General features: G+C 38.6%; 14 protein-coding genes. 11 read left to right on the top strand and 3 right to left on the bottom strand.

Annotation, left to right across the window (positions count from 1 at the left end):
- Nucleotides 1-294: 294 nt before the first annotated feature.
- Both IGK72_RS11255 and IGK72_RS11250 read right to left on the bottom strand, forming a co-directional pair.
- Nucleotides 295-1,860 carry a membrane protein gene (locus IGK72_RS11255; protein ID WP_016632964.1) on the bottom strand — a complete coding sequence of 522 codons (1,566 nt, stop codon included), beginning with the start codon at nt 1,858-1,860 and terminating at the stop codon, nt 295-297.
- A 90-nt stretch (nt 1,861-1,950) separates the two neighbouring features.
- Nucleotides 1,951-2,526, bottom strand: coding sequence for a DUF805 domain-containing protein (locus IGK72_RS11250; RefSeq protein ID WP_002379789.1), 576 nt, complete (start codon nt 2,524-2,526; stop codon nt 1,951-1,953).
- 165 nt (nt 2,527-2,691) lie between these two features.
- Here IGK72_RS11250 and IGK72_RS11245 point away from each other — a divergent pair, with 165 nt between their 5' ends.
- The 8 genes from IGK72_RS11245 (at nt 2,692) to IGK72_RS11210 (ending at nt 8,759) form a co-directional block, all read left to right on the top strand.
- Complete coding sequence (locus IGK72_RS11245; RefSeq protein ID WP_002356329.1) at nt 2,692-3,462, top strand: alpha/beta fold hydrolase; 771 nt, start codon at nt 2,692-2,694, stop codon at nt 3,460-3,462.
- 87 nt (nt 3,463-3,549) lie between these two features.
- On the top strand, nt 3,550-4,092 hold the full coding sequence (locus IGK72_RS11240; RefSeq protein ID WP_023894868.1) for a 5-formyltetrahydrofolate cyclo-ligase: 543 nt from the start codon (nt 3,550-3,552) through the stop codon (nt 4,090-4,092).
- A 10-nt stretch (nt 4,093-4,102) separates the two neighbouring features.
- Nucleotides 4,103-4,813, top strand: a complete 711-nt coding sequence (locus IGK72_RS11235) for a rhomboid family intramembrane serine protease (protein WP_002362481.1) — start codon at nt 4,103-4,105, stop codon at nt 4,811-4,813.
- 17 nt (nt 4,814-4,830) lie between these two features.
- The gene (locus IGK72_RS11230) at nt 4,831-5,049 is read left to right on the top strand and encodes a YqgQ family protein (protein WP_023894867.1); all 219 of its coding nucleotides are present in this window, start codon (nt 4,831-4,833) and stop codon (nt 5,047-5,049) included.
- The gene (locus tag IGK72_RS11225) at nt 5,050-6,021 is read left to right on the top strand and encodes an ROK family glucokinase (RefSeq protein ID WP_002356333.1); all 972 of its coding nucleotides are present in this window, start codon (nt 5,050-5,052) and stop codon (nt 6,019-6,021) included.
- Between the two features lie 15 nt (nt 6,022-6,036).
- Nucleotides 6,037-6,435 carry a rhodanese-like domain-containing protein gene (locus tag IGK72_RS11220; RefSeq protein WP_002356334.1) on the top strand — a complete coding sequence of 133 codons (399 nt, stop codon included), beginning with the start codon at nt 6,037-6,039 and terminating at the stop codon, nt 6,433-6,435.
- Between the two features lie 121 nt (nt 6,436-6,556).
- Nucleotides 6,557-6,907, top strand: a complete 351-nt coding sequence (locus IGK72_RS11215) for a DUF488 domain-containing protein (RefSeq protein WP_002379785.1) — start codon at nt 6,557-6,559, stop codon at nt 6,905-6,907.
- 13 nt (nt 6,908-6,920) lie between these two features.
- Nucleotides 6,921-8,759, top strand: a complete 1,839-nt coding sequence (locus IGK72_RS11210) for an FAD/NAD(P)-binding protein (RefSeq protein WP_002406043.1) — start codon at nt 6,921-6,923, stop codon at nt 8,757-8,759.
- A gap of 163 nt (nt 8,760-8,922) precedes the next feature.
- On the opposite strand, the gene IGK72_RS11205 is transcribed toward IGK72_RS11210, so the two are convergent.
- Nucleotides 8,923-9,090, bottom strand: a complete 168-nt coding sequence (locus tag IGK72_RS11205) for a DUF3042 family protein (RefSeq protein WP_002356337.1) — start codon at nt 9,088-9,090, stop codon at nt 8,923-8,925.
- Between the two features lie 267 nt (nt 9,091-9,357).
- Here IGK72_RS11205 and galE point away from each other — a divergent pair, with 267 nt between their 5' ends.
- The 3 genes from galE to dnaX all read left to right on the top strand — a co-directional run bounded on the left by galE (nt 9,358) and on the right by dnaX (nt 13,413).
- Nucleotides 9,358-10,350, top strand: coding sequence for a UDP-glucose 4-epimerase GalE (galE, locus tag IGK72_RS11200; RefSeq protein WP_002378649.1), 993 nt, complete (start codon nt 9,358-9,360; stop codon nt 10,348-10,350).
- Nucleotides 10,331-11,581: a UDP-glucose--hexose-1-phosphate uridylyltransferase gene (locus tag IGK72_RS11195; RefSeq protein WP_002380784.1), complete on the top strand. Its 1,251-nt coding sequence runs from the start codon at nt 10,331-10,333 to the stop codon at nt 11,579-11,581. The genes galE and IGK72_RS11195 overlap by 20 nt, the downstream gene beginning before the upstream one ends.
- A gap of 71 nt (nt 11,582-11,652) precedes the next feature.
- Nucleotides 11,653-13,413, top strand: coding sequence for a DNA polymerase III subunit gamma/tau (gene dnaX / locus IGK72_RS11190; RefSeq protein ID WP_002356340.1), 1,761 nt, complete (start codon nt 11,653-11,655; stop codon nt 13,411-13,413).
- Nucleotides 13,414-13,417 lie beyond the last annotated feature (4 nt).

Below are 13,417 nucleotides of genomic sequence, written 5' to 3'. Positions count from 1 at the left end.
ATTTGACTTTGTATTCTATTTTATTTGCAATTTGTTTACCTAATTCTTCGCCTGCTTTTTCCAACTCATTTTTTGCAGTTGATGTGTGTTCATCTGTATTGATTTTGAAAGTAGCGGTATCTTCGCTGAATGATACAATCATTACTACTTCATCAACGTTGGAGTTTACGGCCCACTCGTTTGCCATTAGCTCTTTTGTGGTCACTTTATTTCTGCAGGAAGTAAGGGTCAGTAAGGATAAAAAAACAATCAACCCCAGCAAACTTTTTTTCATTTTTAACTCAATCCTCTTTTCTATTTTACTATTTTTTTGTATCTTCGAATCTCTCTCAACCCCAGCCAACCACTCGCTGATAACAAGTACCAAAACGGCATAAACTGGATTAAATAGCGAGAGCGGCCGCCTTCAAAGAGCAATAAATACAGAATAGCTCCAATGAAAGCTAATTTTAAAATCGCGTAGTTATTTTTTGAATCTTTTAGAGGGATACTGAACAATAGACCTAGTAATGTGAGTAAATAGAAAAAATGCATATAAATTCGTAGATAGTTACTTTTTTGATTTTGCGGATAATACAGTGACCGCAAGTGTTCTTGCCAACGATTTTTAGAAGGTGTTTCTGGGATTAAATCACCGCCATCCCAACCCCAGTCAAAATCACCATTGGCAGTATTATGACGATTTTTTTGAGCCAGAAAACGAAGATAACCGAAGAATCCTTTATTTTTTAAACGGTCTTGAATCATTTTTATGGTATAAGCTTTTTTGGCTTCTTGTGTAGGCAACTGATTTACTGCTTGTGTATCTGCATCATTGTAACCGCCAGTTCCAGTCAAACCCATCATTACAAAAAGTGTCCAAGGTTTGGCTTGTTCTTTATCGATTTCCGTAATCGTTTGTTTTTCCACAAAAAATTGAAAACTATAATATGCGCTGGCGAAACCAGTCAGTAAAAAGAGAGCAACCACGGTTAATTTTACGATAGACTGTTTGTTCCGATTTACTAAAAGAAGTTGCAGCACTTTGATACAACTAAATGCAATAAAAAAGATAATAGACGAAGGTTTCATTAAAAAACACCAAGCTAGGCCAATTCCAATAAACAGTAATAAACAATATTTTACGAAGGGAGGGGAAACTTGGTCAAAAAGGCTATATGCAAAAAAGACTAGGTTGATGAACAATAAGACGGCCGTATCTGTATAAGGCGTGAGTAACCATGGAGACAATCCGAAAGAAAGAAAAAATAAACTGTAAGCAACGAAGGCCGTTAATGGATTAAAGACACGCTTAGAGGCATGATAAAAGAGAAATAAACTGCTATTAATAAACAAGCAATTAACCACTTGCCAACTAAACCAAGTATTGCTCCAGCTCCCTGTTACATCAATGAAACGCAAAAATTTATTCAGGTAATACATCATGAAAAAGAAAAATTCGTTATTGGGGTTTAAAGAAAGTACGATTTTTGAATAATCCCTATTTTCAGTGGTAATACTATGAAAGTTGTCAAAAACATCCCAGCCAATCGGCACAGTAATCTGCGTCAGGAGTAAAAGTTGTAGTAAAAATAAACTGACCAAACTACCAATAATAACCACACGATCATGGGTTTTTATTAAGTGCCAGAGCGCTTGAATCTTAGTGTAAAGAAATTTTTTGTTTTTATAAATAATCAACAATAGAATAATTAATAGAGGAAGTAAAACAAGCAAGTGCTTAGGCTTTTCCCAAAGAATTTTTACCAGAGAATAGGGAGAGTTAATTGCGCCGTAAAAGACAAATAAAATAAAAAAAGTAAAAATATAATTTTCTAGATTCAGAATCCGTTTAAAAGTAGCCATATTTTCTCCTTCCATTTTTTTAGCTAGACTAGTTCTTATTTTATCATAAAGATTTTAAAATAAGAAAAAAGCCCTTCTTTTAAAAGAAAGGCTTAAAACTTTTCCTTACTTCACTTCTTTGTAACGGAAGAAGAAGCGTAAGACGCTATTTTGGCTAGTTGTTGTTAGTTTATCTGTCGGTAAGACTGTTAGTAAGAAGAAAAACAGACTAATCACAAGAGTGAAAAATAAGAAGACGGGACTGCCACCTGTTATCACAGTATCTGTTTGAACGTCATATTTAAAAGTTGACATAACAGAGAAAACTTGTGTATAGCTACAGGCAATAGAAAGTAGATATAAAACAAGCACGCCCCAACCTGTCATCCCAGCATCACGATAACGACGTACACACATTGCCCACGTTGGTAATAATAAAGCTAACCATAAAACAAGTGCAAAAAGCATCAACGGTAATAAGTTTCCAAAATCATAGGTTTCAAAATATTCAGCTGCTAAAATTGCTGACACGGCTTTGCCGACAATGGCAATATAAAAAATAAGTGCTAAAATGCTTAATACCAATGTCATCCACCAATAACCAGCACGTGTGGTCCGACCTTTAAAATCAACATATCCACGAAAATAATCTTTAAAAGCTTGTCCAAATGTTACTTTACCTTTTTCCTCAATTTTAACCATAAAAACACCCCTTTGTATTTAATAAAATGATTATAACGGAAAGTAATAAAATAGGAAAATGCGAATTCGCATATTTTGTGATTTTTTTGATAAATCATATAAAGAGCAGGTTTTATCAAAAAACGGTAAAATAAGAGAAGATATTTTATAATGGAGGAATCATGAATGAAAATCAGTATTAGACATCGCTACATAGCAAAAATTCCAGCATTAGAAGTGACAACAGAAGAGCAAAAAAACGAAGCATTACCTTTAATTGTTTACTATCATGGTTGGCAATCAGCTAAAGAATTATCTTTAACACAAGCAAGAAAATTAGCACACGAGGGGTTTCGGGTCATTTTACCAGATGCCATGAACCATGGAGAAAGAAAAACAGGACCTATTTCCACGATTCCATCGATTACATTTTGGAGTAGCATTCAATATAATTTAATTGAATTTCCAGTAATTATCCATCATTTTCATAAATTAGGGTTGATTAAAGAAAATTGGATTGGCGTGGGTGGTGTATCCATGGGCGGTATTACTACTAGCGCTCTTATGACCCAACATCCTGAGATTCAAGCTGCTGCTTGCTTAATGGGAACACCCTATCCGGCGCGCTATATTCAGCGAGTGATTCAACGGGCGAAAGAATTTGCTATTTTTGTACCTAAAGACTTGCCACTGTTGCTAAGTTGGGTGCATCAATACGATTTATCACAAACGCCAGAAAGACTGCAAGAACGACCGATGCTGTTTTGGCATGGAACGGAAGATGAAAAAATTCCTTATGAAGACATGGCTGATTTTGAACAATTAGTGTCTGGGAAAACGTATGCGAGAAATACGCAATTTATAACGGAAATCGGTGAGCGGCATTTAGTGAAAGGAGAAACAATGGATTTGGTTGTTGACTTTTTTAAAGAAGCGTCAAAAACGTTAGAAAAATAACGGGATTTTTCAAAGAGAAAAGGGGAATCAGCTTGTTTTTTAAGAACACTTTCTATAAACTTAACAGAAAAGGGGTTGAAGGTGTACATGGAGAAAAACAAGTTGAGAAAAGTGGGCTTAACTGCCCTGGAATGGCTAAAACAACATCCAGAAATTAAACAACATAAAGAATCAAGTCTCTATGAACAGTTGTTTGCTAGTCAGCAATGGCAACAAGCACAAACGATCGGAATGATTCGGTCGTTACCGCTAGAATTATCAACACAGCCAATTTTCGAACGGGCCATGCAAGAGAGCAAGCAAGTGGCGGTGCCGCGAACATTTAAAGGAGGCAAAATGCACTTTTATCAAGTCTTTCCAGAGACGGTTTATGATACCAGTGCATTTGGCGTGGAAGAACCTCCGTTAACAGCGGCAGAAATAACAGCTACAGCGATTGATTTATTGATTGTGCCAGGGATTGTTTTCAATCGTGCTGGCTATCGAATAGGCTTCAGCGGTGGTTTTTATGATCGTTATTTGGAACATTTTTCGGGCCATTCATGTAGTTTAGTTTTCAGTGAACAACTCCATGAACAATGGCAACCAGAAGCGTTTGATCAGCCAATCGAACAATTATTTATACAATAGGAGGAATGGAATGAATTATCAAACAGAAATGAAATTGAAACGGCTAAAAAATCAGCCGTTCATTACGTATGCCCTTTTAGGTATTTCAATCATTGTTTTCCTTGGATTGGAATTAACTGGAGGATCAGAAAATATTTTAAACTTAGTTAATTGGGGAGCAATGGTTCGTCCACTGGTAGCTCAAAATCATGAATACTGGCGGTTTATCACGCCAATGTTTCTTCACATTGGGTTTATGCATATTATTTTGAATATGGTTACTCTTTATTATATCGGCGCACAGGTTGAGGCAATTTATGGGCATTGGCGCTATTTGGGAATTTATTTATTGAGTGGGATTGCTGGAAATATCGCCAGTTTTGCCTTTGGGACACCCAACAGTGTCTCAGCGGGTGCTAGTACAGCGCTTTTTGGTTTGTTCGGCGCATTTGTTATTTTAGGACGCCATTTTAGAGACAATCCAGCGATTATGTATATGGTGCAACGCTATTCAATGTTTATTGTGATTAATTTGTTATTTAACTTGTTTAGTAGCTCTGTAGATATGATGGGTCATGTTGGCGGTCTAATCGGTGGACTATTAGTCGCGACGGCTTTTGCTGTTCCAAATCGTGAAGAAGCATTTAATAAGCACGAGCGAATTATGGCCACGTTAATTTTTATTTTTCTTGTCGTAATTTGTCTGTTATTGGGTTTTAAAAAATACGGTTTACCTGTATAATAAGGAAGTGTTTTCGTATGGAAACGTTATATGATGTACAACAACTTTTTAAACAGTTTGGGATGTATATTTATGTCGGTGCACGGATTTATGATATTGAGTTAATGATGATTGAATTAAAAAAATTGTATGAAGGTCAATTGGTAGACCGAGATACGTATTTACAGGCCCGGCATATTTTGCAAAGAGAGCATCGAATAGAAGAATCTAGAGGGACGCAGAAAGGAATCGACTAAATGGATAAGAAGATTATTGGGATTGATTTAGGTGGAACGACCATCAAATTTGCTATTTTAACAACCGATGGCGTTGTTCAACAAAAATGGAGTATTGAAACGAATATTTTAGAAGATGGCAAGCACATTGTGCCATCAATTATTGAAAGTATTCGTCACCGTATAGATCTTTATAATATGAAAAAAGAAGATTTTGTGGGAATTGGTATGGGAACACCAGGAAGTGTCGACATTGAAAAAGGAACTGTTGTAGGTGCCTATAATTTAAACTGGACGACTGTACAGCCTGTTAAAGAACAAATCGAATCTGCTTTAGGAATTCCGTTTGCCTTAGATAATGATGCCAATGTTGCCGCTTTAGGTGAGCGTTGGAAAGGCGCGGGGGAAAACAATCCCGACGTGATTTTTATTACTTTAGGAACAGGTGTCGGCGGAGGCATTGTTGCAGCGGGAGAATTGCTCCACGGTGTTGCTGGCTGTGCTGGTGAAGTTGGGCATGTGACGGTTGATCCTAACGGCTTTGACTGTACCTGTGGGAAACGTGGCTGTTTAGAAACTGTTTCTAGTGCCACTGGTGTCGTTCGTGTTGCACGTCATTTATCAGAAGAATTTGCAGGTGACTCTGAACTGAAACAAGCGATTGATGATGGACAAGATGTTTCGAGTAAAGATGTTTTTGAATTTGCTGAAAAAGGCGATCATTTTGCTTTAATGGTTGTGGATCGTGTTTGTTTCTATTTAGGCTTAGCCACAGGAAACTTAGGTAACACGTTAAATCCAGATAGCGTGGTTATCGGTGGAGGTGTTTCTGCAGCAGGAGAATTTTTACGTAGTCGTGTCGAAAAATATTTCCAAGAATTTACTTTCCCACAAGTTCGAAATAGTACAAAAATCAAATTAGCAGAGCTAGGTAATGAGGCCGGCGTCATTGGTGCCGCTTCACTAGCATTACAATTTTCAAAAGAGAAATAGAGAGGGCTTTTTAGAATGAGTATTTTATGGGTAATCAATGGCATTTTGCTAGTTATTGTACTAGCGATGGTATTCAATGAATTATATTTGAAAATTATGGTGAAACGTTCAGCAAAAATGCTGACGGAAGAAGAATTTAAAGAAACAATGCGTAAAGCACAAGTGATTGACGTTCGTGAGAAAGATACATTTGATGCTGGGCATATTTTAGGGGCGCGCAGCATGCCATACAGCATGTTAAAAACAACAATTGGTTCTCTTCGTAAGGATCAACCTGTTTATCTTTATGATCAGAAGAAAGCTTTAAGTATCCGAGCAGCTAATTTATTACGCAAAAATGGCTATACTGATATTTATATTTTAAAAGGCGGCTATGATGGCTGGACTGGGAAAGTGAAAAAGAGAAATAGTTAATAACAAAAAGAGTTGGTCTTCATTGAGACCAACTCTTTTTGTATAGGAAAGCTTAACAGAGATGTTGCTTTTTGTCAGTCCTCACTTTTTGAGCTACAATAAAGAGAAGAGGTGAAGGCAGATGATTCAAATCAAGCGAGCATATGAAGCACCGACAGAGCAAGATGGCTACCGTGTTTTAGTTGACCGTGTTTGGCCACGAGGAAAATCTAAGGAATCTGAAAAGTTAGATGAATGGCTCAAAGAAGTAGCCCCAAGTACAGAGCTGCGGAAATGGTTTAATCATGAAGCAAATAAATATCCCAAGTTTAAACAAAAATACCAAGAAGAATTGAAACACGAGCCAACTGCCACAGCGTTTAAGCAGTTACAGACGATTGTAAAAAATCAGCCAGTAGTCACGCTGGTCTATGGGGCGAAAGATACAGTGCATAATCAAGCGGTTGTCTTAAAAGAATTATTAGAAAAATAGAGTAGGTGATTGGATGAAAATTGCAATTGTAGGTGCTGGACCCAGAGGCTTATCAGCTGCAGAACGAGTCATTGAATGGGCTCGTAAAACGGAAATAAATGTTCAGCTCACGTTGTTTGATCCATACGGTCCAGGTGGGAAAATTTGGCGAGCAGAGCAACCTAATTATTTATTAATGAACACCGTGATTAGTCAAGTCACTTTATTTACAGATGAATCTTTTAGTGGCGAAGGACCAATTGTCAAGGGCCCCACTCTCTATGAATGGACCCAAACAGAAGCTGCGCAGTACATTCAACAGCAACAACCCTATAATTATCTTGAGTTGTTGAAAGAATGTCATCGCCTTGGACCGAATGATCACTGCTCGAGGGCTTTTTATGGCATGTACCAAAAATGGTTTTATACGTATTTAGCCACGAGGTGTAACGAACAAACATCGCTGACGTTTTTTAAAGAGCCAGTAACTGCTGTGCGGGCAGGAGAGGATAACTATTATGTGTATACTCAATCCATTGAGTTTACGGCAGACAAAGTAATTTTAGCTTTGGGTCACCAAGAAAATGAATTAACGACTGTTGAACAAGAGCTTGCGGACTACGCCAAGGAGCATCGTTTGTTTTATTCTTCTCCTAAAAATGCGGCGGATGCTTTATTGGCACTTGCCAATATACCTGCAAAACAACCCGTTGTGTTAAAAGGCTTAGGTTTGGCATTTTTTGACTATTTATCTGCCTTGACGATTGGCCGCGGGGGTGTTTTTTCTCGTCAAAATGGCCGCTTACGTTATGAACCTTCTGGAAGAGAGCCCATTATTATTGCTGGTTCTGGTCGCGGTTTTCCTTCTCATCCTCGAGGGAATAATCAAAAAGGCTACGGGGAAACCTATCAGCCTGTTTTTTTAACCGAAACGTATTTAGCTGAATGTCGTAAAAAAGGACAGGTTACAGGTGCAGAGTTTTTTGGGTATTTAAAAAAAGAAGTGGAATATGTGTATTACACTTGCTTAATCGAAGAAAAATATCCGCATCTTTCTAAAGAGGCCTTTCAACAGCTGTTTATTCAAACCAAGGGAGCGCCGGAAAGCCTAGCCCACTTTGAAAAACAAGATTGGTTTGATTGGCAAGCGTTAGAACATCCTGAAACAAAGAAAACCACTCATGAAAGTTTTCGTTCGTTTTTACTAGAGTATTTAAAATGGGATATTCAAGAAGCAGAGAAAGGCAATCTTAGCGGTCCTTTGACCACTGCTTTAGACAGTTTAAAAGATTTAAGAGATCAGATTCGCTTTGTTTTGGATGAAGGGTTATTAACGAATGACGAGAGTCAAAAGTGGTTGTGGCATTGGTTTACCCCGTTGAATACCTTTTTGTCAGTGGGACCTTCTGTTGAAAGAACAGAAGAGCTACAGGCGTTAGTTGAACTGGGATTAGTCACGATTCTGGGGCCAGAAATGCGTGTCGAAATGAAAGCGGGTCAATTTATTACTTATGCTAATTTGTTTCCGGAAAATCGGTATAATAGTCACTTTTTAATTGAAGCGCGCATTCCCAAAGTCAATAATGAAAAAAGTTTGAATCCTTTAACGAGGCAGTTGTTAGCCGATAAGCTAGCTACGCTCCATCAACTGGCATTAGCCGATGGTCAAATAGTCAAAACAGGTGCACTCTTGATTGTGCCTGCCACGAATCAAGTCATCACAAAAGATGGACAGGTGGCGACAGGCCTTTTTAGTTGTGGTATTCCAACAGAAGGGATTCATTGGTTAACAGCCGCTGCAGCTCGTCCTGGTGTGGATCCTTGGAATATGCGCGATATGGATCGGATTGCTGCCACTATTTTTAATAGTTAAGAAAAATAGTCAGCTCCTTTGGTAAAAAAAGAAAGCATAACAAGTGGTCATCCATCGCTTTGATGGATGACCACTTGTTATGCTTAAGAGAATCAACAGAGCCAGAAGCGCTTCTGTTGATTTCTTGGCGTTAGATTTTTTATCTCAACGTCACAGCTATTTTTTAACGTGCAATACGTTTACGCATCGCTTTTTTACGGTTTTCTTCAATCATATCTTCTTTTTCTTCAATTGGATCAATGACTGTTTTTTTAATAGTTGTAGCCACACCGGCTAAAGCAGCAACTGTGATAGCAGTACCGACTAACATACCTGATACAAATTTTTTCATCGTTCATTCCTTCTTTCAAATTGTATTTGTTTCTATTATGACGGAAAAAAGCAAAAAAATCCAATAGTTACAATGATTTTTCATAAACTCTACGACTAATTTAGAGATTTGTTAAAATTTACCAAGTCTTTTCTGTATTTTTATAGGAAAAATGAATAAGGAGAAATGGCCAAATTAAATCCTGTTTACAAAATGAAATAATTCAGAAGTAAACCTTATTTAATGGTACAATAGAAAAAGAAATTAGAGAGTAAAAGGAGCGTATTTATGTCTATTTTAGTATTAGGTGGCGCAGGCTACATTGGCTCACATGCCGTTGATCAATTAATTTCAAAAGGCTATGCCGTTGTGGTTGTTGATAATTTATTAACGGGGCATCGTTCAGCAGTTCATGAACAAGCGACTTTCTATGAAGGCGATATTCGTGATAAAGCTTTTTTACGTAGTGTCTTTGAAAAAGAATCAATTGAAGGGGTGTTGCACTTTGCGGCCAATTCTTTAGTAGGAGAATCCGTGGAGCAACCGTTAATGTATTTCAATAACAATGTTCACGGCACTCAAATTGCCTTGGAAGTTATGCAAGAATTCGGAGTGAAACACATTGTTTTTTCTTCCACAGCGGCCACTTATGGCGAACCAAAAGCAATGCCTATTACAGAAGAAACCCCAACGAATCCTAAAAATCCGTATGGGGAAAGTAAATTAATGATGGAAAAAATCATGAAATGGTGCGACAACGCTTATGGAATGAAATATGTTGCTTTGCGTTATTTTAATGTTGCAGGAGCAAAAAAAGATGCCTCAATTGGTGAGGATCACACGCCAGAAACGCATATTGTGCCAATTATTTTACAAGTGGCATTGGGCCAACGAGCAGAGCTAAGTATTTTTGGGGATGATTATGATACACCAGATGGCACGTGCATTCGAGATTATGTTTATATTGAAGACTTGATTGCAGCACATATTTTGGCTTTAGAATATTTGAAAAATGGCGGCGAAAGTGACGTCTTTAACCTGGGTAGCAACAACGGCTATTCTGTTAAAGAAATGTTAGATGCTGCACGCGAAGTGACAGGTCAAGAAATTCCTGCGACAATCGCGCCACGCCGAGCAGGGGATCCTAGTACGTTAATTGCTTCTAGTGAAAAAGCCAAACGAGTTTTAGGCTGGCAACCAGAAGTAACTGAGGTCAAGGATATTATCGCCACCGCTTGGCAATGGCATCAAGCTCATCCACATGGATATCAAGAAAAGTAATAGGAGGAATGAATCGATGACCACGAGTCAAATGATTGCCGATTTTACCACACTTGCTATTCAAGCAGGTGGTTGGATGGAATTGGATCGCTTATATCTTCAGAACCGTTTATTATCAATGATTGGTGAACAAGAATTAGGCGAAGTAGACATACGGCCTGTGGCAACACCCGCCGCTGATTTGGCGGAACAATTGTGTCAAGTTGCGAGTGCCAACCAACTTGTAAAAACAGAGCAACAAAAAGAACAGTTCATGGTGCAATTGATGGATTTGTTAACACCGCCACCTTCTGTGGTTAATGCTTTTTTTGCACAACATTATGCCAAAGAGCCACAAGAGGCTACCGAGTATTTTTACCAACTTTGTCAAAAAAACGGTACGGTCATTGAACAGGAAGAACCTGTTGTTTTTTCAACAGTCTATGGTGATTTTTTAGCAAATAAGGTCCACAGTGAGGCGTCAAAAGCAACGCTCTCTGCACAAAGCTATCCCCGCTGTGAATGGTGCATGGCAACAGAAGGCTACCAGGGAAGTCAGCAATTTCCTGCGACTACGAACCATCGAGTGATTCGAATGAACTTAGATGGCGAAAGCTGGGGATTTTCCTTTGTAAAACAGGCACAATATCAGCAACAAGGTGTGATTGCGTTTGAAAAACATCAGTCAGCGAAACGTTCAATTAAGACTTTTCAGCAATTGTTGAAAATTGTTGAGGTCTTTCCTCATTATTTTGCTGGGATTGATGCTGACTTTGAACAAAATGAGCATGTCTATTATCAAACGGGTTTGCAACAATTTCCATTAGCCGAAGCGAGCATTTCAGAATATGTTGAGTTAGCTAACTATCCTTTAATCAACGCAGGAATGGTGAATTGGCCAGTTGCGACATTTCGCCTAGAGGGACCGAATGCGTCAGAAGTTGCCCAAGCCGCAAATGATATTTTTGAGCAATGGCAAATGCTGAAACTGCCAACGGATGAGATACAAATCGTTGCCCGACGAAAAGAACTTTTATATGTCATGGACTTAATTTTTAGTCGACCTCAAGCAAAGCCTTCGTTAACGTTAGCAGAAGTCCAAGGTTTAACGACTTGGAACAACCAGAAAACGCAGGCACTTGAAACTGTCGCTTCAGCGTATCAACAGCGATTAAAAGAAGCCAGTGCGTTTGCAGAAACAAGTGAAGGAAAAGCGGCTTTTTTAGCAATGGTTGCGCCAGTGACTCATTAAAAGAAAAAAGATGCCGAATGACTAAAAATCACGTATAATAGATAAGAATGAAAAATAAGGGAGGGTAAAAAATGGCTTATCAAGCACTTTATCGGGTCTGGCGTTCACAACGTTTCGATGACGTAGTAGGACAAAAAGCAATTACTCAGACACTGAAAAATGCGATAGTGCAAAAGAAAACATCTCATGCCTATTTATTTACTGGCCCTCGTGGTACAGGTAAAACCAGTGCCGCAAAAATTTTCGCTAAAGCGATTAACTGTAAACATAGTCAAGATGGTGAACCTTGTAATGTTTGTGAAACCTGTGTAGCCATTACGGAAGGTCGTTTAAATGATGTCATTGAAATTGATGCGGCGAGTAATAATGGCGTGGAAGAAATCCGTGATATTCGTGATAAAGCAAAGTATGCACCGACACAAGCCGAGTACAAAGTTTATATTATTGATGAAGTTCATATGCTATCAACAGGCGCGTTCAATGCACTTTTAAAAACTTTGGAAGAACCGCCACAAAATGTTATTTTTATCTTAGCAACGACTGAACCACACAAGATTCCGTTAACGATTATCTCACGGACGCAACGCTTTGATTTTAAGCGAATTAGTACGCAAGATATCGTCGATCATATGGCCCATATCATGCAGGAAATGGCTCTCGATTATGAGGAACAAGCCCTTTATGTGATTGGGCGTGCTGCGGAAGGTGGGATGCGAGATGCCTTGAGTATCTTGGATCAAACGATTTCCTTTAGTGATGAAAAAGTAACACTGGAAGATGCAATGCAAGTGACAGGCAGCCTAACCTATGAAATGATGGATCATTATATTCAGTGTTGTGTCGCCGGTGATGTTGAACGAGCATTAGAAGGCTTGGAAAGTATTTTAGGCGAAGGCAAAGAAGCGCGCCGTTTCTTAGAAGATTTGTTATTATATTGTCGAGATTTGCTGATGTATCAGCAAGCACCGAAGTTATTAGCAGAAAAAGCAGGAACTTTGACAGAAGCATTTAAGGAACTAGCTACACAAACACCTGCTGAAAAAATCTACCAACTAATCCAAATTTTAAGTGACACACAAAATGAGATCCGCTTTACCAACAATGCGAATATCTATCTGGAAGTAGCCACTGTCAAATTAGCTAAAACGGTGCAACCCAATAAACACAACACGCCAGAAACAGCTAATCAAGATGGTAGTGCAGAGGGAAATCCAGAATTAGCAGATTTACAAAATCAAATCGGGCAACTGAAGAAAGAACTGGCTGAATTAAAGAAACACGGTGTAGCTGCCAAAGAAGCAGATGCGCCACGTCAACAAGCACGACCACAAGCGCCAAAAAGTTCGTTCCGTGTACCCACAGAACGGGTATATCAAGTCTTAAACGAAGCGACTAGAACACATTTAATGAATGTGAAAAATGTCTGGGAAGACTTACTGCAAACATTATCTGTGACTCAACGAGCGATGCTCAAAGCTAGTGAACCTGTCGCAGCGAGTCCTAAGGGCATCGTGGTGGCATTTGACTATGAGATTGTTTGTGCTCGTGCAACAGACGATGAAGAGATGCAGTTAGCTTTCAATAATAATTTAAGCCGTTTGATGGACTATACACCAGAAATGGTCTGCATTACTAGAGAAAGCTGGCCAAAACTAAGACAAAGTTTTATTAACCAAAATCAGGGCAGTTTGAATCATTCTGAACCTGAAAATGAAATGGCTCGTCTAGCGGACGAACCGCCTGTAACAAATGAACATTCACAAGAAAATCCAGTAGTAGATGAAGCAATCGCTATGTTTGGTGAAGAGCTTGTCGAAGTACTAGATGATTAATACG

The organism is Enterococcus sp. DIV0183, assembly GCF_050541505.1.
Classification (GTDB): Bacteria; Bacillota; Bacilli; order Lactobacillales; family Enterococcaceae; genus Enterococcus; species Enterococcus faecalis.
The sequence above is the reverse complement of the archived record's forward strand: the minus strand, read 5'-3'. Positions and strand labels throughout refer to the sequence as shown.

Excerpts from the sequence above, each read along its gene's own strand:
- IGK72_RS11255 (WP_016632964.1), bottom strand. The coding sequence starts at position 1,860 with ATGGAAGGAGAAAATATGGCTACTTTTAAACGGATTCTGAATCTAGAA.
- IGK72_RS11250 (WP_002379789.1), bottom strand. The coding sequence starts at position 2,526 with ATGGTTAAAATTGAGGAAAAAGGTAAAGTAACATTTGGACAAGCTTTT.
- IGK72_RS11245 (WP_002356329.1), top strand. The coding sequence starts at position 2,692 with ATGAAAATCAGTATTAGACATCGCTACATAGCAAAAATTCCAGCATTA.
- IGK72_RS11240 (WP_023894868.1), top strand. The coding sequence starts at position 3,550 with ATGGAGAAAAACAAGTTGAGAAAAGTGGGCTTAACTGCCCTGGAATGG.
- IGK72_RS11235 (WP_002362481.1), top strand. The coding sequence starts at position 4,103 with ATGAATTATCAAACAGAAATGAAATTGAAACGGCTAAAAAATCAGCCG.
- IGK72_RS11230 (WP_023894867.1), top strand. The coding sequence starts at position 4,831 with ATGGAAACGTTATATGATGTACAACAACTTTTTAAACAGTTTGGGATG.
- IGK72_RS11225 (WP_002356333.1), top strand. The coding sequence starts at position 5,050 with ATGGATAAGAAGATTATTGGGATTGATTTAGGTGGAACGACCATCAAA.
- IGK72_RS11220 (WP_002356334.1), top strand. The coding sequence starts at position 6,037 with ATGAGTATTTTATGGGTAATCAATGGCATTTTGCTAGTTATTGTACTA.
- IGK72_RS11215 (WP_002379785.1), top strand. The coding sequence starts at position 6,557 with ATGATTCAAATCAAGCGAGCATATGAAGCACCGACAGAGCAAGATGGC.
- IGK72_RS11210 (WP_002406043.1), top strand. The coding sequence starts at position 6,921 with ATGAAAATTGCAATTGTAGGTGCTGGACCCAGAGGCTTATCAGCTGCA.
- IGK72_RS11205 (WP_002356337.1), bottom strand. The coding sequence starts at position 9,090 with ATGAAAAAATTTGTATCAGGTATGTTAGTCGGTACTGCTATCACAGTT.
- galE (WP_002378649.1), top strand. The coding sequence starts at position 9,358 with ATGTCTATTTTAGTATTAGGTGGCGCAGGCTACATTGGCTCACATGCC.
- IGK72_RS11195 (WP_002380784.1), top strand. The coding sequence starts at position 10,331 with ATGGATATCAAGAAAAGTAATAGGAGGAATGAATCGATGACCACGAGT.
- dnaX (WP_002356340.1), top strand. The coding sequence starts at position 11,653 with ATGGCTTATCAAGCACTTTATCGGGTCTGGCGTTCACAACGTTTCGAT.